This is a genomic window from Pseudomonas sp. PDM09, from assembly GCF_014852305.1.
Taxonomy (GTDB): domain Bacteria; phylum Pseudomonadota; class Gammaproteobacteria; order Pseudomonadales; family Pseudomonadaceae; genus Aquipseudomonas.
This window is the reverse complement of the sequence record NZ_JACVBI010000014.1, coordinates 52,401-73,029: the sequence shown is the minus strand read 5'-3', so window position 1 is coordinate 73,029 and position 20,629 is coordinate 52,401. Positions and strand designations below refer to the sequence as shown.

Annotated in this window: 14 protein-coding genes and 1 pseudogene; 3 read left to right on the top strand and 12 right to left on the bottom strand. The window is 60.2% G+C overall.

Going from position 1 to position 20,629, the window contains the following annotated elements; all coding sequences use genetic code 11:
- Positions 1-64: 64 nt before the first annotated feature.
- The 5 genes from IB250_RS27330 to hutC form a co-directional block, all read right to left on the bottom strand.
- Positions 65-1,033 carry an ABC transporter substrate-binding protein gene (locus IB250_RS27330; RefSeq protein ID WP_123500000.1) on the bottom strand — a complete coding sequence of 323 codons (969 nt, stop codon included), beginning with the start codon at positions 1,031-1,033 and terminating at the stop codon, positions 65-67.
- Positions 1,034-1,101: 68 nt separating this feature from the next.
- A complete protein-coding gene (locus IB250_RS27325; protein WP_192346703.1) occupies positions 1,102-2,574 on the bottom strand; it encodes a purine-cytosine permease family protein in 1,473 nt (490 codons plus the stop codon).
- Between the two features lie 172 nt (positions 2,575-2,746).
- The gene (gene hutU, locus IB250_RS27320; protein ID WP_038978575.1) at positions 2,747-4,435 is read right to left on the bottom strand and encodes a urocanate hydratase; all 1,689 of its coding nucleotides are present in this window, start codon (positions 4,433-4,435) and stop codon (positions 2,747-2,749) included.
- A 450-nt stretch (positions 4,436-4,885) separates the two neighbouring features.
- Positions 4,886-5,455 carry a HutD family protein gene (locus IB250_RS27315; RefSeq protein WP_192346701.1) on the bottom strand — a complete coding sequence of 190 codons (570 nt, stop codon included), beginning with the start codon at positions 5,453-5,455 and terminating at the stop codon, positions 4,886-4,888.
- A 10-nt stretch (positions 5,456-5,465) separates the two neighbouring features.
- Entirely contained in the window at positions 5,466-6,134 is a 669-nt protein-coding gene (hutC, locus tag IB250_RS27310; RefSeq protein ID WP_232252242.1) for a histidine utilization repressor, read from the bottom strand.
- Positions 6,135-6,334: 200 nt separating this feature from the next.
- Here hutC and IB250_RS27305 point away from each other — a divergent pair, with 200 nt between their 5' ends.
- The gene (locus IB250_RS27305) at positions 6,335-7,699 is read left to right on the top strand and encodes a formimidoylglutamate deiminase (RefSeq protein WP_063341839.1); all 1,365 of its coding nucleotides are present in this window, start codon (positions 6,335-6,337) and stop codon (positions 7,697-7,699) included.
- 115 nt (positions 7,700-7,814) lie between these two features.
- On the opposite strand, the gene IB250_RS27300 is transcribed toward IB250_RS27305, so the two are convergent.
- Entirely contained in the window at positions 7,815-8,384 is a 570-nt protein-coding gene (locus IB250_RS27300; protein ID WP_192346699.1) for a lipocalin family protein, read from the bottom strand.
- 33 nt (positions 8,385-8,417) lie between these two features.
- Positions 8,418-8,672, bottom strand: a complete 255-nt coding sequence (locus IB250_RS27295; RefSeq protein WP_007907841.1) for a hypothetical protein — start codon at positions 8,670-8,672, stop codon at positions 8,418-8,420.
- Positions 8,673-8,951: 279 nt separating this feature from the next.
- Here IB250_RS27295 and IB250_RS29135 point away from each other — a divergent pair.
- Positions 8,952-9,986, top strand: a pseudogene (locus IB250_RS29135) (cache and HAMP domain-containing protein); the annotation flags it as partial.
- Between the two features lie 93 nt (positions 9,987-10,079).
- Positions 10,080-10,844, top strand: coding sequence for a methyl-accepting chemotaxis protein (locus IB250_RS29130; protein WP_370694726.1), 765 nt, complete (start codon positions 10,080-10,082; stop codon positions 10,842-10,844).
- A 121-nt stretch (positions 10,845-10,965) separates the two neighbouring features.
- On the opposite strand, the gene IB250_RS27285 is transcribed toward IB250_RS29130, so the two are convergent.
- From IB250_RS27285 to IB250_RS27265, 5 genes are all read right to left on the bottom strand, one after another.
- Positions 10,966-11,568: a DUF924 family protein gene (locus IB250_RS27285; protein WP_192346695.1), complete on the bottom strand. Its 603-nt coding sequence runs from the start codon at positions 11,566-11,568 to the stop codon at positions 10,966-10,968.
- A 3-nt stretch (positions 11,569-11,571) separates the two neighbouring features.
- The gene (locus tag IB250_RS27280) at positions 11,572-12,582 is read right to left on the bottom strand and encodes a class 1 fructose-bisphosphatase (protein WP_123500013.1); all 1,011 of its coding nucleotides are present in this window, start codon (positions 12,580-12,582) and stop codon (positions 11,572-11,574) included.
- Positions 12,583-12,885: 303 nt separating this feature from the next.
- Complete coding sequence (locus IB250_RS27275) at positions 12,886-14,253, bottom strand: DUF3999 domain-containing protein (RefSeq protein WP_192346693.1); 1,368 nt, start codon at positions 14,251-14,253, stop codon at positions 12,886-12,888.
- Positions 14,250-17,837 (bottom strand): DUF2339 domain-containing protein, encoded by a 3,588-nt coding sequence (locus IB250_RS27270; protein WP_192346691.1) that lies wholly within the window; start codon positions 17,835-17,837, stop codon positions 14,250-14,252. The genes IB250_RS27275 and IB250_RS27270 overlap by 4 nt, the downstream gene beginning before the upstream one ends.
- 289 nt (positions 17,838-18,126) lie before the next feature.
- A complete protein-coding gene (locus tag IB250_RS27265; RefSeq protein ID WP_192346689.1) occupies positions 18,127-20,577 on the bottom strand; it encodes a glycogen/starch/alpha-glucan phosphorylase in 2,451 nt (816 codons plus the stop codon).
- Positions 20,578-20,629: the final 52 nt, after the last annotated feature.

Genomic DNA, 20,629 nt, shown 5'->3' with positions numbered 1-20,629 from the left:
CTCTCAATCAAGGGGTTGCGATCAAGCATCCGACTGCCGTTGCCGACAGTCGGAGACACTCGACCTACAAGGCCGCGTCGATCTTTTTGGCTGCGTCTTCGCTCACCCACGCGTGCCAGACTTCAGGATGTTCCTTCAAGAAGATCTTGGCCAGTTTTGGCGATTCGATCCGCTCTTTGGCCATGCGCCCGAGGTTCTGATTCAGCAGGTCGATCGGCAGGTTGACCTTTTCCAGCACGGCCACCAGTTCCGGGGCTTGCTCGTGGAAGGTCTTGGACAGGCCGACCTTGATCGTCACGCTCTTGTCCACGCCTGGCTTTTCTTCGAGTTTGACCAGGTCGACCTGGCCCATCAGCGGGGTTGGCGACCAGTAGTAGAACAGGATCGGTTCGCCACGCTTGTAGCTCGACAGCACGGCCGCATCCAGCGCCGGGCCGGTGCCTGGGCGGAAGTTGGTGTAGGTGCTTTCCAGACCATAGCTTTTGAGCATTTCGCTGTTGTCCAGCTCACAGGTCCAGCCGGCCGGGCAGTTATAGAAACGGCCCTTGGATGGCTCCTCCTGATCCTTGAACACGGCAGCGTATTTACCCAGATCGGCGATCGCTTTCAGGTCCGGGGCTTTAGGTTCCAGCTTGCGCTTGGCATCGCCTTCGATCACGTAACGCGGCACGTACCAGCCTTCGATGGCGCCAACGACCGGAGCGCCGACACCGATAACCTTGCCGGCCTTCTCGGCCTTGTTCCAGACTTCGCTACGACCGACCCACTCTTCGGCAAACACTTGAATATCGTTGCTGCTCAGGGCGTTTTCCATGGTGATGGAGTTGCCTGGCAGGCTGTCGGTCTTGCAGTCGTAGCCTTTCTCCAAGACGATTTGCATCACGTCGGTCAGCAGCATGCCGCTTTCCCAGTTCAGGCCGGCGAATTTCACCGGTTTGCCCGATTCGCACCAGCCAGCCGCCTGGGTGGCGCCAGCACTGGCCAACAGGCCCATGGAAAGCAATGTGGTCAGCAGGGTCTTGTTCGATTTCATTGTTTGACGCTCCTAATCATGAGTTGGCTTACGGCAGTCAAGAGGCATCCAGCCCTGTCCACGTCCAATCAGGCCTGCGCCGAAGCGCGACCGGCCCCGCTTGTTTCAGGTTGTACATCGCTGTCCTGCTCGACCGGCAGAATCAGGTGATCGGGTACTGCGCTGTGCCATTTTTTCGCGCACACGTAATACAGGCCTGCGGGAAGCACCAGACCGATGATCCAGGAAATATCCACACCACCCAGAGCGTCTACCAGCGGACCGGTATAGAACTTGGTAGCGATGAACGGCAGTTGCACCAGCACACCGAAGACATAGACGCTGATACCGAGAGGGTTCCAACGGCCGTAGCGACCGTTCGGATCGGCCAGCGCCGGCACGTCATAGCGCTCGCGAGTGATGCAGTAGTAGTCCACCAGGTTGATCGCGCTCCATGGCGTGAAGAAAGCCAGCAAAAACAGAATGAAGGACTTGAACGCACCAAGGAACGAGTGCTGACCGAGTAACGCGATCAGGGTCGCGGTACCGACAATGACCAGCACGAAGACCAGACGCTGCAAGCGCGTTACCCGCAAGTCACCACGGAAACCGCTGATGATGGTCGCAATGCACATGAAGCTGCCGTAGGAGTTCAGCGTTGAAATGGTGACCTTGCCGAACGCGATGCTGAAGTACAGCAGCGCAGCGGTGGCACCGCTGCCGCTCAAACCAACAATGTAGGCCACTTCGTGGCCAGCGAATTGTCCGTTGGCCATGGCGGCGGCAAACACACCGAGGATCATCGCCACCTGTGCGCCAATGACCGAACCGGCGCCTGCGGCGAAAAAGGTCTTCACCGAAGACGTGCTGCTCGGCAGATAACGTGAATAGTCAGCCACGTAGGGGCCGAAGGCGATCTGCCAGGACGCCGCGAGCGATACCGCAAGCAGGAAGCTGGTCCAGCTGAAGTGGCGGATTTGCAGGAGTGCGCCAACGTCAGTCTGGCTCATCAGGCGACTGAACAGGTAAACGAAGGCAATCACGCCAATGACACTGGCGACACGGCCGATGAAATGGATCACCCGATAACCGAGCACCGTGACCAGCACGATGACACTGGCGAAGATGAGGATCCCGACGCTGTCGCTGACGCCAAACAACTGGCCCAGCGCCTGGCCGGAAAGCACGGTGCCCGTTGCGGTGAAGCCCAGGTACATCAGGCACACCAGCACGATCGGGATGGCCGCGCCATACACGCCGAACTGTACCCGGCTGGAGATCATCTGCGGCAGGCCAAGCTTGGGCCCTTGCGCCGCATGCAGCGCCATTACGCCACCGCCGAGCAGCTGACCGATCAACAAACCGATCAACGACCAGAACACATCACCGCCCAGCACCACGGCCAGGGCCCCGGTGACAATCGCGGTGATTTGCAGGTTGGCACCCATCCACAGGGTGAACTGGCTCAACAGACGACCGTGTCTCTCCGCTTCCGGGATGTAGTCGATCGAACGTTTCTCGATCAACGGTTTACTGCCTGCACGATCATCATTAACAGCCATGATTCAACCTCTGTGGATTGTTATTCGATGTTGGTTGTATCTGCGTAGAAACTGGTAGGAACTGGTAGGAGCTGTCGAGTGAAACGAGGCTGCGATCTTTTGGCGTCGTTATTGACGCCGAAGATCAAGATCAAAAGATCGCAGCCTGCGGCAGCTCCTACAGGGTTCCGCGTTATTTACCGGTAATCATCGGCAGGTTCAGCCCCTGCTCCTTGGCGCAGTCGATTGCGATCTGGTAACCCGCATCGGCGTGACGCATGACACCGGTAGCCGGGTCGTTATGCAGTACGCGAGCGATACGCTCGGCCGCTTCGTCCGTACCGTCGCAGACAATCACCATGCCCGAGTGCTGGGAGAAGCCCATGCCGACGCCGCCGCCGTGATGCAGGGAAACCCAGGTCGCGCCGCTCGCGGTGTTGAGCAGAGCGTTGAGCAGAGGCCAGTCGGACACGGCGTCGGAACCGTCCTGCATCGATTCGGTTTCGCGGTTCGGGCTGGCAACAGAGCCGGAGTCCAGGTGGTCGCGACCGATCACGATTGGCGCGGACAATTCACCGCTGCGCACCATTTCGTTGAACGCCAGACCCAGCTTGGCGCGCAGACCCAGACCAACCCAGCAGATACGTGCCGGCAGACCCTGGAAGCTGATGCGCTCGCGGGCCATGTCCAGCCAGTTGTGCAGGTGGGCGTCGTCCGGGATCAGTTCTTTTACTTTGGCGTCGGTCTTGTAGATGTCCTGCGGATCGCCCGACAGCGCAGCCCAACGGAATGGGCCGATGCCGCGGCAGAACAGCGGACGGATGTAAGCCGGTACGAAGCCTGGGAAGTCGAACGCGTTTTCAACGCCTTCTTCTTGTGCCATCTGACGGATGTTGTTGCCGTAGTCGAAGGTCGGAATACCCATTTTCTGGAATTCGAGCATGGCTTTAACGTGTACGGCCATGGACTGCTTGGCGGCTTTGACCACGGCAGCCGGCTCGGTCTTGGCGCGAGCGCGGTACTCTTCCCAGGTCCAGCCGGCTGGCAGGTAGCCGTTGAGTGGGTCGTGGGCGCTGGTCTGGTCGGTGACCATGTCCGGGCGCACGCCACGCTTGACCAGTTCCGGCAGGATTTCAGCCGCGTTGCCCAGCAGAGCGATGGAAATCGCCTTGCCTTCCTTGGTGTATTTGGCGATGCGGGCCAGCGCGTCGTCGAGATCGGTGGCTTGCTCATCGACATAACGGCTGTTCAGGCGGAAATCGATGCTGACCTGCTGGCATTCGATGTTCAGCGAGCAAGCGCCGGCCAGGGTTGCAGCCAGAGGCTGAGCGCCGCCCATGCCGCCCAGGCCTGCGGTCAGGACCCAACGACCTTTGAGGTCATCGTTATAGTGTTGGCGACCGGCTTCGACGAAGGTTTCGTAGGTGCCCTGAACGATGCCCTGGCTGCCAATGTAGATCCAGCTGCCAGCGGTCATCTGGCCGTACATGGCCAGGCCTTTGGCGTCGAGTTCGTTGAAGTGTTCCCAGCTCGCCCAGTGTGGCACCAGGTTGGAGTTGGCGATCAGCACGCGGGGGGCGTTGCTGTGGGTCTTGAACACGCCGACCGGCTTGCCGGATTGCACCAGCAGGGTCTCGTCGTCGTTCAGGTTGGTCAGGCTTTCGACGATCTTGTCGTAGCATTCCCAATTACGTGCCGCACGACCGATGCCACCGTAAACCACCAGTTCTTTAGGGTTCTCGGCGACTTCCGGGTCGAGGTTGTTCATCAGCATGCGCAGCGGCGCTTCAGTCAGCCAGCTCTTGGCGGTCAGCTTGTTACCGCGTGCGGCACGGATTTCTACATTGCGGTATTTAGTAGGTTTCTGGGTATTGTCAGTCACGAAAAAGACTCCTCAGCGATCAATCCAAACCAACCCTGGCGGTGGGTAAGCCAGCCTGTGCGCGTCAAAGCGACACAAGCGAATCAGTGGACGTTGCGAGGAGTCTCGATCGACTCATACGCATACGTCTTTACTTGTACATACAAGCATATGCAATCAAGCGGCCAACTTGCTGGATGAGTGTTCAAGAAAAGTTTTTAAAGGGCTGGAAAGGCTGTAAATCAAGGGTTTTGAGGACGATGAAATTTTTTGGGGAGATTTTCGCGGGGAGGGACAGCTGTTACTTGAGCGTGGTTTTGCGCCACGCTGGGGCGTTCGGTAACAAAGTGGTGCGCGATGGGAAACGGGTTTTGAGCCCAGAAAAGCATCGCGGGCAAGCCCGCTCCCACAAGTACGATGATGTCCCTGTGGGAGCGGGCTTGCCCGCGATAGAGGCGACTCGGTGCTGGATCAGCGCGCGATCAGCTCGATCACACAGCACAGACCCTTGATGGAGATATCCAGCAGGCCAATGTTACCGTCGAATTGCAGGCAATCATGACGCCCTAGCTGAGAGGCGTTGTTACCCACCGTCACTTCAAGCTGTTCAGCCACGCTGAACACCAGCACGGTGCCGGCGGAACTGAAAAACCGCTGCTCACCCTCCAGCCACTGCAACCGCGCGCTGTAACGGTCCGGCGCATAAATCAGGTTGAAATCGCGAATCGGCCCGCCGAGCAATGTGCAGGACACATGACTCTCGCCACTGAAAGCAAAGGGGTCCAGTGGTAACAATGGCCGAGTGTCCTGACCATCAACCCGCAAGCTCATGCCGTCGCCTTGCAGCACGGTGATCACCCGCTCATAGCCGGCAAAGGTTGAAAAACCGCCCGACTCGCCAATATCGGCAATGGACAGCCGCCAGCCGAAACCCTCAAGGCCGGCACCTCCATCCCGGGTGATTTCTTCAGTGCTGCCGCCGCCGTTTTTCCACGGCATGCGCGGGTAATCTGCTGCGCGTAAAACTTTCAACTGGCTCATTCAGGGCTCTTTATTTATGGAACCGTCCTTCCAGACGATGACGGGAACCGGGGTGAATCAAGCGGGCAGCGGTCACTGGCTGACGGCCGGACCAGGTGCGGCGACGAATCAGCAGGCACGGCTCGCCCTTTTCAATCTGCAGCAATTTGCATTCAGACGGCTCGGCAAGAATCGCTTCGACCACGTGCTCGCCTTCGGTCAGCGGCGCGACCTGATTCAGATAGGCGTAAGGCGTTTGCAGGGTGAAGTCCTGCTTGAGGTACTCCGGCGCCACCAGCGCGTTGACGAAACGGTCTTCGATTTGCACCGGAATATCGTTTTCGAAATGCACGATCAGCGAGTGGAACACTTTCTGCCCTTCGCGCATGTCCAGCGCCAGGGCGCGCTCGGAACCGGCGGCCTCTTCTTCGAGGGTGATCACCTTGCACGTATGGCGATGGCCACGGGAGGCAATTTCGTCGGCGATGTTGTGTACTTCAAACAGGGCGGACTGGCTTTTCGGCTCGGCGACGAACGTTCCGACGCCTTGCATACGCACCAACAGGCCATCGGCGGTCATCTCGCGCAGGGCGCGGTTGATGGTCATGCGGCTGAAACCCAGCTGGCTGACCAACTCGCTTTCCGACGGAACGCGGTAATGCGGCGGCCAGTTTCCACTGTCGATCTGCTGGGTGATCATCTGTTTGACGCGGGCGTACAAGGGCGCCGGACTGTCGCCCAGATTGGCGCTCAGATTGGCATTCGGCGGCAATGTGGCAGACGGAGTTGGCACGGTTAATCCTTGTTCATTTGTTGAGGGCTACTAGCTTGCCGGAGTTTACCGAGCAGGCAAACGTCTGTATATGTATATACAAATAACACACGATGGGGTGCTGAACCATGTCCGCCTTCTTTGCCGAACGCGCGCTGCTGCCTAGTGGATGGGCCAACAATGTACGTCTTGAGGTCAGCGCCGATGGCGTGCTGACCCATATCCAGGCCGATTCTCACGCAGATGACGCCGAACGGCTGAGCGGTCCGCTACTGCCGGGGATGCCGAATTTACACTCCCACGCCTTCCAGCGCGCCATGGCCGGGCTGGCGGAAGTGGCGGGTAATCCGAATGACAGTTTCTGGACCTGGCGCGATTTGATGTACCGGCTCGTCGGAAAAATCAGCCCGGACCAACTTGGCGTCATCGCCCGTCAGCTGTACATCGAAATGCTCAAGGCCGGTTACACCTCGGTCGCGGAATTTCATTATGTACACCACGATACGAGCGGCCAACCGTACGCAGACCCGGCCGAACTGGCGTTGCGCATCAGCCAGGCCGCCAGCTCCGCCGGTATCGGCTTGACCCTGCTGCCAGTGCTCTACAGCCACTCCGGTTTTGGTGGCCAGGCCCCGAACGAAGGTCAGCGCCGCTTTATCAACAGCACCGAAAACTACCTGAAACTCCAGTCGCGCTTGCAGCCGATCCTGGCGCAGCAACCGGCGCAGGCATTGGGTTTGTGTTTCCACTCGTTGCGCGCGGTCACCCCGCAGCAGATCAGTGAAGTGCTGGCGGCCAGCGACAAGCAGTGCCCGGTGCACATTCACATTGCCGAGCAGCAGAAGGAAGTCGATGACTGCCTGAGCTGGAGCGGTCGCCGTCCGTTGCAATGGCTGTACGAAAACACCGACGTCGATCAGCGCTGGTGCCTGGTCCACGCGACCCACGCCAACCCGGAAGAAGTCACGCTCATGGCCAAGAGCCGCGCCATCGCGGGTCTATGCCTGACCACCGAAGCCAACCTCGGCGACGGGATCTTTCCGGCAGTAGACTTCCTGGCGCAGGGCGGGCGCATGGGCATCGGTTCCGATAGCCATGTCTCGTTAAGCGTGGTGGAAGAATTGCGCTGGCTGGAATACGGCCAGCGTCTGCGCGATCAGCGGCGAAATCGTTTGTATGGCGCGGATCAGCCGATGGTCGGCCGCACACTGTACGACGCCGCCCTGGATGGCGGCGCCCAGGCGCTGGGGCAGCCGATTGGCGCCCTTGAAGTGGGCAAGCGTGCGGATTGGCTGGTGCTCGATGGCAACGATCCGTATCTGGCGACGGCCAGTGGCGACGGGATTCTCAATCGTTGGCTGTTTGCCGGTGGTGATCGCCAGGTCCGGGACGTGCTGGTCAACGGCCAGTGGGTTGTGCGTGATGGGCGGCATGCCGGGGAAGAAGAGAGTAATCGGGCGTTTACCCAGGTGCTGCGCGATCTCTTGGGCTGACCGAAAAAAAATGTGGGAGCGGGCTTGCTCGCGAAAGGGCCGTCACCTTCAACACAATTGTTGACTGACAGACCGCTTTCGCGAGCAAGCCCCCACATTAGATCGCCAGTAACAGTTAGTTCGAAGTCTTGGCCATCTTGCTATCCGACGCGCGCCAGATCAGTCGCGTCGTGTCATAACCCTGCTGACGCGCCTTGCTCAGCAGTTCTTCTCGCACCACGCCATTGACCGTCGGGGTGCGTGACAGCAGCCAGAGGTGACGGCGGCTCGGGTCGCCGACAATCGCGGTCTTGTAATCATCGCTGACGTACAACACCCAGTACTCTCCCTTCGCCACACCCGGGATCAGTCGCGAGAGCCAGGTATCGAACTCGACCCACAGCTTGTCGGCCTTGCCGGGCACCTGTGGATAAGCCGTGCCTTTGGCCTCTTCCCATTGCCAGTCCGACGTCAGGCAGCGGTTCAGCACCGCCATGTCACCTTCAGGCTTGAGACTGTAATGGGCTTCGGATTGTGCGCAGTTGCGCTGAAAATACACCGGCAGACGCGCCAGTTCGTACCAGGTTCCCTGGTAGCGCTTGAGGTTGACCGTGTTGACGGTCTTGGGTGCCAACGGATCTACGCCAGAAGTGGCGCAGCCGGCCAATACCAGGCCGGCAAAAAGTACGATCAGTAACCGCTTCATTATTTTTTTCTCCCGTGGGCGAATAGCCCCGGTTTACTTCAGGCCTTGGCCAGAAAACATCAGCACTTTGTCACCGGCATACTGCACGCTGATAAAGCTGTTTTTGTCACCCCACGTGCAACTGGACATGCCAAGTGCGCCGGAGCAATCGGTAGGTTTGCCCAGCAAGGTTTCAACCTCGGCCTTGGGCATGCCGGTCGACAGCTTCGAATAATTTTCCTGATTGATCTTGCCGCAGGCTGCCAACAACACGCAGAACGAGAGCAAGGCGATAGATCGCAGCGACATGGTGTAACTCCTGGGGCGTAGGGAATGGCATGGCTGCCAAGCTGAAGCTTAGAAGAGAAAACCCTTGTCTGGTTCCCTGACCCTGCGGCTATTTGTTCGGCCATCCGTCTGCCCTTTACGATAAATCATCCACTTTTTCGCGCCGTTGAGTATTTCGTCGGTTTCCCCGCAGGCCGCCTAATCTTTGGCGCCGGCCAGTCGACATAGAAGCAGTGTAAAGCCTTCCACTGTGGCAAATTGACACCCCTTGTTGACCAGCCCTTCGCGGTAGCTCATTTAATGACCAGAAACATGAAATTCAGCCACAAAATCCTGTTGGCCGCCGCCCTTGTGGTGGCCGTTGCATTCGTCTGTTTCATCCTGTTCAACGATTACCGCCAGCGGCAGACTCTGCGCAGCAGTACCGAGTCCTCGATGCAGGAACTCGGCAGCCTGACCACCAGCAACATTCAAACCTGGCTGGAAAGCCGCATTCAATTGCTGCAATCGCTGGCCCAGCAAATCGCCGTGGACGGCAGCGCCCAAGCCAATCTCAAGCGCGCCATCGACCTGCCGGCCTACACCGGCAACTTTCAGCTGAGCTACTTTGGCGGCACCGATGGCGTGATGTTCTCGGTCCCGGCCGGCAATCGCGCCGCGGACTACGACCCGCGCGCTCGTGGCTGGTACAAGGCGGCCAACAACGCGCAACAGACCATCGTCACCGAACCCTACATTGCGGCATCGTCGGGCAAACTGGTGATTACCGTTGCCACGCCGGTTAAGCACCAGAATCAAATGATTGGCGTCGCCGGTGCAGACATTGATCTGTCCAGCGTCAGCGCGATCATCAACTCTCTGAGTTTCGGCGGTCATGGCCATGCGTTTATCGTCAGCGCCGACGGCAAGATCCTGATCCACCCGGACAGCAAACTGGTGCTCAAGAACCTGGCTGACGCTTACCCCAACGGGGCGCCGAAAATCAGCCCGGGCCTGAAGGAAGTCGAACTGGACGGCAAAACCCGGTTCATCTCCTTCACTCACGTCAACGGCGTGCCGTCTGCAGACTGGTACGTGGCGCTGGTGCTGGATAAAGACACCGCGTTCTCGATGCTCAGCGAATTCCGTACCTCGGCGATCATCGCCATGGTCATCGCCGTGGTGATCATCATCGCGCTGCTGAGCATGTTGATCCGCATGCTGATGCAACCGCTGCTGACCATGGGCCGCGCCATGCATGACATCGCCGAGGGCGAAGGCGACCTGACCAAGCGCCTGACCATTCACGGCCAGGATGAATTCGGTGCGTTGGGCACCTCGTTCAACCGTTTTGTGGAACGTATTCATACCTCGATCCGCGAAGTGTCCTCGGCCACCGGCCAGGTCAACGAAGTCGCCTTGCGCGTCGTAGCTGCATCGAACTCATCGATGTTCAACTCCGATCAGCAGGCCTCACGCACCAGCAGCGTGGCTGCAGCCATCAACGAATTGGGTGCCGCCGCCCAGGAAATCGCCCAGAACGCCGCCCTCGCCTCGCAACATTCGAGCGACGCCCGTGCCTTGGCCGAAGACGGTCAGCAAGTGGTGGATAAAACCATCGCCGCCATGCAGCAGCTATCGGCAAAAATCAGTGATTCCTGCGGCAACATCGAAACCCTGAACAGCAACACAGTGAACATCGGCCAGATTCTGGAAGTGATCACCAGCATCTCGCAGCAAACCAACCTGCTGGCGCTCAACGCGGCCATCGAAGCGGCCCGTGCCGGTGAAGCCGGCCGTGGTTTTGCCGTGGTTGCCGATGAGGTGCGCAACCTCGCTCACCGCACTCAGGATTCGGCGCAGCAAGTGCAGAAGATGATCGAAGAACTGCAAGTCGGCGCCCGGGAAGCGGTCAGTACCATGACCGACAGCCAGCGCCAGAGCGAAAGCAGCGTCGGCATCGCCAACCAGGCCGGCGAACGCCTGGGCAGCGTGACGCAGCGCATCGGTGAAATCGACGGGATGAATCAGTCCGTGGCCACCGCGACCGAGGAGCAAACCGCTGTGGTTGAGTCGATCAACGTCGACATCACCGAGATCAACACGTTGAACCAGGAAGGTGTAGAGAACTTGCAATCGACTTTGCGTGCGTGCGCTGACCTTGAGCAGCAGGCGGCGCGGTTGAAGCAGTTGGTGGGTAGTTTCAGGATCTAATGTGTTGATCGTTCCCACGCTCTGCGTGGGAATGCCTCAACGGACGCTCCGCGTTCGGCTCTGGAAGGGACGCGGAGCGTCCCGGGCTGCATTCCCACGCGGAGCGTGGGAACGATCAAAGCTAGAAGCGGGATCCAGGCCCTGAAAGAAACTCAATTTCCTCAGCCGTAGATTCACGCCCCAGCACCGCATTGCGATGGGGAAACCGTCCAAACCGCGCAATGATCTTCTGATGCCGCTCGGCATAATCCAGGTTGTCGGCAAACACCGCCCGATCCGCCTCAGGCTGCTGTTCAACCAGATCCAGAAACCGCGAAACCGCTTCGTTCTGCACTGCCAGATTTTCGCAGTGCTCAAACACCAGATAGATAAACACCCGCTGGATCGGCCGCAGTTGCCGATCGAAATCCGCGGCAATGCCTTGCGCTACCAGTGCCTGAGCCCTGAGATCGCCTGAAAAGGATTTGGGAGTGTCGCGAAAGATCATTCGCGGAAGTTGATCGAGTAGCAGCACCAGGGCCAGCCAACCTTCGGGGTGTTGCGCCCATTCGGTCAAACCGCCGGCCAGTGCCTGCTCGACCAGGTCCCCGAAACGCGTCCGCGCTTCGAGGTCCTGGCTGTCGCGCTTGCCGAACCATAACTTGCCCTTGTCAGCCGCTATTTCTTTGGGTGATTCGAAAGATCCAAACCACCATTCGAGTAACGGCTGCCAGGGCGCGGTCATGGTTTATTCCTTGTGGTAAGCCGTGACGCGGGCAACTTCTTCTTTCGAACCGAGGAACACCGCAACACGCTGGTGCAGGCCTTCCGGCTGGATGTCGAGGATGCGCTGGTGGCCGTCAGTGGACGCGCCGCCGGCTTGTTCCACCAGGAACGACATCGGGTTGGCTTCGTACATCAGACGCAGCTTGCCCGGCTTCGACGGCTCGCGGCTGTCGCGTGGGTACATGAACAGACCGCCGCGGGTCAGGATGCGGTGCACGTCCGCGACCATCGCGGCGACCCAGCGCATGTTGTAGTTCTTTTTCAACGGGCCTTCTTCGCCAGCCAGCAATTCGCTGACGTAGCGTTGTACCGGAGCTTCCCAGTGACGCTGGTTGGACGCGTTGATCGCGAACTCCTGAGTGGACTCCGGGATCTTGATGTCTTCATGGGTCAGCACGAAGCTGCCCATTTCGCGGTCCAGGGTGAAGCCTTTCACGCCGTCGCCCAAGGTCAGTACCAGCATGGTCTGCGGGCCGTAGATGGCATAACCGGCGGCTACCTGCTCGGTGCCTGGCTGCAGGAAAGCCTTCTCGTTCAGAGGTTCGTTCTGGCTCAGGTATTCGTTCGGGCAACGCAGCACCGAGAAGATAGTACCGACCGGTGCGTTGATGTCGATGTTCGACGAACCGTCCAGTGGGTCGAATACCAGCAGGTACGCGCCTTTCGGGTACTTGCCAGGGATCTGGTAGGCGTTGTCCATTTCTTCGGACGCCATGCCGGCCAGGTGACCGCCCCACTCGTTGGCTTCGAGCAGGATTTCGTTGGAGATTACGTCGAGCTTCTTCTGCACTTCGCCCTGGACGTTTTCAGTGCCCATGCTGCCCAGAACACCACCCAGGGCGCCTTTAGAGACGGCGTGGCTGATTTCCTTGCAAGCACGCGCCACCACTTCGATCAGGAAGCGCAGATCGGCAGGAGTGTTGTTGCTACGGGTCTGCTCAATCAAATAGCGACTCAAGGTAACGCGGGACATGGACGGCTCCGGTGGAATGGGGGGCTAAAAACCCGCGCAGTTTAACGCGAGTCGGGGCGCATTTCCTCCTATCAGACGTGATACACCCAATAGAGTTCATGTGCGGGGTTGAGCGTAGTTCGAAATGGGGCCGATGTGGCTTGCGGATCAGTGGCAGATTGAGGTTTTTTTGTGGCTGATAGACCGCTTTCGCGGGCAAGCCCGCTCCCACAGTAGATCTTCAGCGTGCACAACATTTGTGTACGACCGAGATCCAGTGTGGGAGCGGGCTTGCTCGCGAATGGCGCATAGCACCAGCCATCCTCAGGACTTGGCAGCAGGCTTGCGCAGCAAGCTGAATGCCATGGCCCCCAAAAACAGCACACTGAGCAACAGCACCGCCCACAGCCCGAATTTCTTCCAGTTCGTGTTCGCCACCGCAGGCACGGTCGCCGCCGGAGTCACCACGACCCCACCCTCCACGGTCGCCTTGCCCAACGCCGCCAGCTTCGCAGCGCTGTAATCGGGAATCAGCGTCGATAATGGCAAGCTTGCCGCCTTCACCGTCGCACTCCCCAACGCCAACGTATAAGGCCCGGCACCGCGTGCCAGGAACACCAGTTGCGTGGAGCGCACGGCAAACCGCACGGTCGGCGCTTCGACGCCCAGGCCACCGCCGCGCTCATCCACCGTCAGCTTCAATTGCTGCACGGTCTGGCCCGGCAGCTGCAATTCGTTCTGCACCACGTCCTGGCCATTCTGGGTCAAGCGGTAGAGCAAACCGCTGGTCAGCGTTTGCCACGGCAGGCTGGTTTCCCGGCGACCCGACAACGTCACCGGTGCCAGGCTGTTGGGCTGATTCAGCTCGATCTGCAAGCGCTGGACATTCAACCCCATCGGCAATTGCCAAATGTACTCACCGGCCTTCACGCTGGTGCCAGCCAACGGTTGTGACCAGACCAACGGCAGCGGCAAGGTGCGAGGGTTGGTGCTTTCCAGTTGCGCCGACGTCAGCGCTGGCGCCGATTGCGGTGAGCTCCACAGCAAACGCAGATAGCGCGCCGATTGCCCCGGCAGGCCGACCTCATGCTGTTCGACCCGTTCGTCGGCAAACGTCAGACGCGCCACTTGCCCTTCGCCCCACGACTGCCAATGCTGCAAATCGTCGCTGGCTTCGATGCTGAAACGCTGGAAGCCGTCGCGATCGCTGGTCCAATCGAGGATCAATTGCTGTAACGGCGCCTTGATTCGACTGGCATCGAGTAACCAGCCGCGCAGCTCTTCTTCGCCCGCCTCCAACTGGCTGGACGGCTGCACCTCGATCAACGTGCCGTTGGTGTTCGATTGCACGCGCACACTCGGCGCGCGCTCGGTGGCATCCGCCGAGTTGTACAACGGGAACCACTTCACGTCGTGAAGCGTACGGTTTTCGCGGGTCTGCGCGGGTTCTCGGGCCAGCGCATAAGCCTGAGGCTCACCGGCGGCGTTGAACACGCGTAGATCGCTGAGATCGGTTTGCCGCGCTTTCAGTTGCACGCCCAAGGGCAATTCCAGGCGATACCACGGCCCCTCGCCACTCACCGACAGTGGCACCTGCGCGGCAAAGTCCGCCGGTTTTTCCTGCGCGCCGGCCGACAGCGACACACCCAACACCACAGCCCCCCACCAGCCCAGGTTCAGTTTCTGACTCAAGACGACACTCCTTCGGTTTCAGGGGCCGGTTTTTCAACATCCGGCACAGCTTCGGCACGCTTGGGTGGCAATGGAGCGAAATAGCCCACCACCAACAGCAACACGCCAACGCCGATAAACGACACGATCCGCGCGAGCCCGCCGCGGTTACTCAATTCAACGAAGAACAGCTTGGCGACCACCAACGCGATCAGCGCCGCGCCGATCAGCCAGACTTCGCGCCGATGACGCAGATGCCCACCGATCATCAGACTCAGGGCCATCAGGGTCCAGACAATAGACAGGCCCGCCTGTACCAGCATCGATTGAAGCAGCAGATCCAGCGCGTACGGCACGCCACCCCAATGGTGAGCCGCGCGCATCACCAGCGCGGTAAAGAAGACGAACAGCGAAACCCCGGCGATCACTTGCGTGGCGTTATCGGCGTACTCCTTGCGAATTGCCAGTTGCGCCACGGCGCTGCGAGACCAGATGTAAACGCCGAACAGGGCGAACAACAGACCCAACTCCAGCGGGTTAATCAGCGGCACATACGGCAACGGCTCGGCGGTGCCGTCACTGGCGATGTTCGCCAACCAGAACCAGCCGAGCATCAACAGTGCCAACGGCGCAGCGGCATAAACCCGGTACTCGCGGGGATACTCCGACACCGGCCATGGCCACGCACGCGGTGCAGCCATCAGCACCAGATACAGGCTCGGCAGAATCGCCCAGCCCAGCCAGCGCCAGGCATTGTACTGCTCCGACAACAGCAGCAGACCGTAACGCAGCTCCAGGGCCAACACGCCGATCAACAACCAGCAGCCGAGCACATGGGCGGTGCTCAGGGCTGTTGCGGGCAACGTCGGTGCCAGACGCCGCAGTGAGATGAAATGCACGACGAACACCGCGATCCAAACCAACCAGCCGAAGTTGGCGGCCGGGTGATAACGCGAATGCCAGGCCGCGAGCAGCACCAAACCGGCAGCGGGAATCAGCAACGTGCAGAGCAAGCCCAGCGACGACCACTTCAGGCGCAGCGCCAACACCGCCCACAGCGCGACACTCACGGCGGCGAAGGCCAGCAACAAAGTGGCTTGCAGATTCAACGGCGCAAAGCGCAGCACTTCGCTGACCCACGCCAGCGCCCACCAACCCGCGCCCCACACCAGCAATACTTCGGACAAGCGCTGCAGGCTCAACCCATCGAAGGCCGAGGCATGGTTGCCGAGCTGCAAACGCCAGGCCCCGACGAAGGCGGCCAGCCCCAGCACCAGCGGCGTCCAGAAACCGCTATGCGCCAACGGTCGCAACCCTTCGCTGAGCAGCGGGCCGAGCAGGTCCGGCCCGGCGAACAGGAACGCCGCGCCACCGATCACCTGCAACAGCAGACCAAAGACAAAACTCACCCGCTGTTTCAGGTACAGGCTCAACCAGATGATGAACAAACCACTGGCGGCCCACACCGCGCTCGCGGTTTGCCATGGCAACACAAACAACACGGCAAGGTTGATCAACACCAGGCCGGCCAGCAACACCACTGACAAGCCGCGCAGCAAACGCACGTCGCTGCGCACCATTTCGTCGCGGGCCGCCAGCAACATCCCGGCGATCAATGCCAGCCCGATCAGGGACGCGCTGAGCAAACCGCTCCAACCGGCGCTGAACACCGCGGCAGACTCGCCGCCCGCCCCTTGCAGCCGTAACAGGAACAACGCACCGCCAAGCAGTTGCACGGCGAACGCGGTGAACAGGAAGGTTCTCGATTGCAGGCGCAGGCCGACGAACAGCGTCGCCAACCCGGCCAGCGCCCAACTGATCGCCGTGCCGTGGGTGAAGAAAAACAGCGGCGCCAGCAGATAGAGGAACGTCAGCCCCAGACAGGCCAGCACCGGCAGTGCTTGGCGCTCCCACTGCGACGTTTGTTCAGGCAACGCTTTGCGCAACTGGTAGAAGCTGAACAGCAGCGCCACGCCGAGCATCAACGCTCCCAGCGGTGCGCCATCGAGCAGGCTGCTCTCACCAGTCCGCAGCTCACTGAGAAAGGCCAGTGCCGAGCCCAGCTGCAGCAGCAAGGCAAAGGCTCGCGCCAGCGGTCGTTGTTGACGCAGACCGAGCCAGAAAATCCCCGCGCCTTCCACCGCCCAGGCAGCTGCGGTCCAACGCGCGTCGAGCCCCAAGGGAATCGCCAGGCTGGCGAAGATCACGCCAAGTGCCAGACAGGTTTCTGCCAACAACAGCGCTCGACCGCCCATCAGCAATCGGGCCAGCCCCATGTAAATCATGCCCAGTGCCAAGGCGCTGAAGGCGGCGGCAAATTCCAGATGCTCCACCAGCGCGAACTGCAAACCGAAACCCACCAGCGGAGGGGCGAACAGCATCGTGCCGTCGACGTAATCGCCCTTGCGCGCCGACCAGTGCAGCAGCGCCTCGCGGCTGTCGTCCTCGGGCGCATCGCTCATTTCCAGCAGTTTGCGCCGGGCGAACAACAAGCCGATGGCCAGGTACATCAGGAAAAACAGAATCAGGAACGGCTCGGTACTCCACAGCAATTCCGGTGTATAGGAACGCAGACCCCAGGCCAACCCGATGCCGAAGGTGCCGACAAAACCGATCAGGTTAAGCAGCCGCCAGGCCTTGAACCACGCGATGGCGAGGATGCCGGCGTTGAGCAAGGCGAAGTAGCTGAACAGCGCGACATGGTTGCCGGCGCCGGTGGAGGTCAGGATCGGCGCGGCGAAACCACCCAGGGCGGCAGCGGCAGCCAGGCCCAAGGCGTTTTGGGTAATGGCGAGAATCGCCGAGAACACCGTCACCACCACCAACAGCCCCAGTGCAGCCGTGGGGTCGAGCAACGGATGCAGACGCATCGCGGCAAATACGGTCAGGTACAACACCGCGATCCCGGTGCCTTGCAGCATCAACGCGTAATTGCTGTTGCGCAGACGCAGCCACCAGCCCAGCGCGAGCAAGCCCAAGGCCGCCGCCGCGACACCGGCATAACGCAACTCGACCGGCACCACCATGCCCTCGGTGGCATAGCGCAACAGGAAGGCCAGGCCAAGGAACAACAGCACCACGCCAACTCGCAGCACGGTATTGCCGCCGAACAGCCAGTTGCGCGCGCCGCTGATGGCGCGCTCGATGAAGTTCGGGCTGCGAGGCTCAGCCGGTTGCTGTGGTTCGCGGGCAATCGATTCGGGTTTCCAGGCATCAGAGGGCGGCGGACGACTGGCTTCGGTGGTGGCCGCCGCGATGGGTTCGAGTTCAGGCGGCAGCTCCCAGATCAACTCCGAGGCTGCGACAGGCGCTTGTTCAAGAATGATTTCAGGGGATGGAACCGGCTCGCTAGGCGCAGGTTCAATGGCTTCAGGTGTTTTGACGCCCGACACTTCCAGCAATGCCAATCGCTGCTCGACCGCATGCAGCGCAACTTGTGCCTGATCGAGCAAGCGTCGCTGCTCGGCGCTTTGAGTGCTCAAGCGGCCGATGCGGATGGCCTGGCCAATACCCAGCCCGAGCAAAGCGCCCAACAGCGCATCGCTGAACGACTCGTCGAGTAGCCAGCCCAGCAGCAGCCCAATCAGCATGAACATCCATTGCATGGTCGATATCCCTAAGCGGCCCCGCGGCGGGGCGAATCCGGGCGATACAGCGTCAAAGCTCAGTCTAGTGAGCAGACACCCGGAGTCCAGTGTGAGAGCAGATTGCATCTGCACCACAAATCCAATGTGGGAGCGGGCTTGCTCGCGAAGAGGGCCTGACATTCGACAATGATGTTGAATGTCGGTCCGCTTTCGCGAGCAAGCCCGCTCCCACAAGGGTCAAGTTGGTGCTTAGTATATCGATCAGGCCCAACGGACGTTGGGCCTTGCGCACATTTGTTGCAGAAAGTTACTCCAAAGCCTTCCAGATATCCGTGGCGTACTCGCGAATGGTCCGGTCGGACGAGAACCAGCCCATCCGCGCGCTGCTCAATACCGCCGAGCGCCACCACTCTTTGGAGTCGTGCCAATGAGCCTCGACCCGCATCTGAGCGTTCCAGTAAGAATCGAAATCGGCGCAGACCAGGAAGCGGTCATAGTCCACCAGCGAATCAATCAGTGTGGTGTAGCGGGACGGATCGTCTGGTGAGAACACCCCTCCGCGGATCGCTTGCAACACATCGTTGAGTCGATGGGAGGCGGCAATGTCCGGTGCCGCGCTGAACTCATGGTTGAGCTTGCGCGCTTCCACTTGCTCGGCGCTGAGGCCGAAGATGAACATGTGTTCGACACCAATGCGCTCGCTCATCTCCACGTTGGCCCCGTCCAGGGTGCCGATGGTCAGTGCGCCGTTGAGGCCGAACTTCATGTTGCTGGTGCCCGAGGCTTCGAAGCCTGCGGTGGAAATCTGTTCCGACAAATCCGCCGCTGGAATGATGCTTTCGGCCAGGCTGACGTTGTAGTTGGGCAAGAACACCACTTTGAGCAAACCACGCACGGTCGGGTCGTTGTTGACCACCCGGGCGATGTCGTTGGTCAGTTTGATGATCAATTTGGCCTGGTGATAACTGGCCGCCGCCTTGCCGGCGAAGATCTTCACCCGCGGCACCCAGTCGATTTCCGGTTCCGCACGAATCGCCTGATACAGCGCAACGGTGTGCAGCAGGTTGAGCAACTGACGTTTGTATTCGTGGATCCGCTTGACCTGCACGTCGAACATCGCCGCCGGGTTGATCGCAACCCCCAGCCGTTCATGAATCAGGTACGCCAGGGCTTTCTTGCTGTGCAGCCGCTGTTCGGCGAACTGTTTGCGGAATGCAGTCTTCTCGGCAAACGGTTCCAGCCCTATCAGGCTTTCTTCGGGGTTATCCAGCATATCCGGGCCGAGGGCGTCGACCATCATCGAGGTCAGCTCGGGGTTGGCCTGGTAGAGCCAGCGGCGGAAGGTAATGCCGTTGGTCTTGTTGTTGATCCGCTCTGGATAGAGTTTATGCAACTCGGAAAACACGGTGCTGCGCATCAGTTGCGTGTGCAGGCCGGACACGCCGTTGACGCTGTGAGAACCAAGGAATGCCAGGTTACCCATGCGCACGCGACGACCGTTGTCCTCCTCGATCAGCGACACCGCACGCAACACGTCGAAATCGTGAACACCCTTGGCCCGCAATGAGTCGATGTGCTGGGCGTTGATCAAATAAATGATCTGCATGTGCCGTGGCAGCATCCGCTCCATCAAACCGACCGGCCAGGTTTCCAGCGCCTCCGGCAACAGCGTGTGGTTGGTGTACGACAGCGTGTCGACCGTAACTTGCCACGCCGCATCCCACGCCACGTCATAAACGTCGACCAACTGACGCATCAACTCGGCCACGGCAATCGAGGGGTGAGTGTCGTTGAGTTGAATGGCCGCGTGATCGCCCAGGGTCAGCACCGAGGTGTGCATGTTGCGATGGCGGCGCAACAGATCCTGCAGGGATGCGGCGACGAAGAAGTATTCCTGACGCAGACGCAGTTCCTGGCCGGCCTCGGTGCTGTCCGCCGGGTAGAGCACGCGGGAGATACTTTCGGCCCGGGCCACTTCTGCCACCGCGCCCAGGTGGTCGCCAGCGTTGAAGCGTTCCAGGTGCAAATCTTCCATGGCCCGGGCACGCCACAGTCGCAGCGTGTTGACACTCGCGCCGCGCCAACCGACCACCGGGGTGTCATAGGCAATGGCCCGCACGGTTTCCGCCGGGGACCAGACTTGCCTGGATTTGCCGTTTTCATCGGTCACGGTTTCGACACTGCCGCCGAAGCCGATCGGGTAGGCGACCTCCGGCCGTTCAAACTCCCACGGGTTACCGAAATCCAGCCAGTGTTCGGTCTGTTCCTGCTGCCAACCGTCGACGATGGCCTGGCGGAACAAACCGTGTTCGTAACGAATGCCGTAACCATGGCCGGCGATGCCGAGGGTCGACATGCTTTCCATGAAGCACGCCGCCAGGCGCCCGAGGCCTCCATTGCCCAGCGCCGCATCGGGCTCCAGCAGGCGGATGCGCTCGATGTCGACGCCAAGTTCGGTCATGGCTTCGCGGGCTACATCAAGCAGGCCGAGATTGCTCAGGCTGTCATAGAGCAAGCGGCCGATCAGGAATTCAAGGGAGAGGTAATAGACCCGTTTCTGGCCTTTGCGATAGATCTGCCGGGTGTGGTCCATCCAGTGTTCGACCATGTGATCGCGCGCCGCCAGGGCGATGGCTTCGAACCAGTCGTGGTCGAAGGCGTGATCAGGGTCTTTGCCCACCGCGTAGGTAAGCTTGGTCAAGACGGCGTCGCGGAATGCGGCCACCTCTGCTTCGCGAACAAGTGGTTCTTGAGTCATCGATAAGACCTCGAGCGAGCGTGAAGTTGTCTGAGCCTAGTCGGTCTGACAG

What these genes read in the sequence shown, in the direction of transcription:
- IB250_RS27330 (WP_123500000.1), bottom strand. Translation starts at nt 1,033, where the DNA reads ATGAAATCGAACAAGACCCTGCTGACCACATTGCTTTCCATGGGCCTG.
- IB250_RS27325 (WP_192346703.1), bottom strand. Translation starts at nt 2,574, where the DNA reads ATGGCTGTTAATGATGATCGTGCAGGCAGTAAACCGTTGATCGAGAAA.
- IB250_RS27315 (WP_192346701.1), bottom strand. Translation starts at nt 5,455, where the DNA reads ATGAGCCAGTTGAAAGTTTTACGCGCAGCAGATTACCCGCGCATGCCG.
- hutC (WP_232252242.1), bottom strand. Translation starts at nt 6,134, where the DNA reads ATGATCACCCAGCAGATCGACAGTGGAAACTGGCCGCCGCATTACCGC.
- IB250_RS27305 (WP_063341839.1), top strand. Translation starts at nt 6,335, where the DNA reads ATGTCCGCCTTCTTTGCCGAACGCGCGCTGCTGCCTAGTGGATGGGCC.
- IB250_RS27300 (WP_192346699.1), bottom strand. Translation starts at nt 8,384, where the DNA reads ATGAAGCGGTTACTGATCGTACTTTTTGCCGGCCTGGTATTGGCCGGC.
- IB250_RS27295 (WP_007907841.1), bottom strand. Translation starts at nt 8,672, where the DNA reads ATGTCGCTGCGATCTATCGCCTTGCTCTCGTTCTGCGTGTTGTTGGCA.
- IB250_RS29130 (WP_370694726.1), top strand. Translation starts at nt 10,080, where the DNA reads ATGTTCAACTCCGATCAGCAGGCCTCACGCACCAGCAGCGTGGCTGCA.
- IB250_RS27285 (WP_192346695.1), bottom strand. Translation starts at nt 11,568, where the DNA reads ATGACCGCGCCCTGGCAGCCGTTACTCGAATGGTGGTTTGGATCTTTC.
- IB250_RS27280 (WP_123500013.1), bottom strand. Translation starts at nt 12,582, where the DNA reads ATGTCCCGCGTTACCTTGAGTCGCTATTTGATTGAGCAGACCCGTAGC.
- IB250_RS27270 (WP_192346691.1), bottom strand. Translation starts at nt 17,837, where the DNA reads ATGCAATGGATGTTCATGCTGATTGGGCTGCTGCTGGGCTGGCTACTC.
- IB250_RS27265 (WP_192346689.1), bottom strand. Translation starts at nt 20,577, where the DNA reads ATGACTCAAGAACCACTTGTTCGCGAAGCAGAGGTGGCCGCATTCCGC.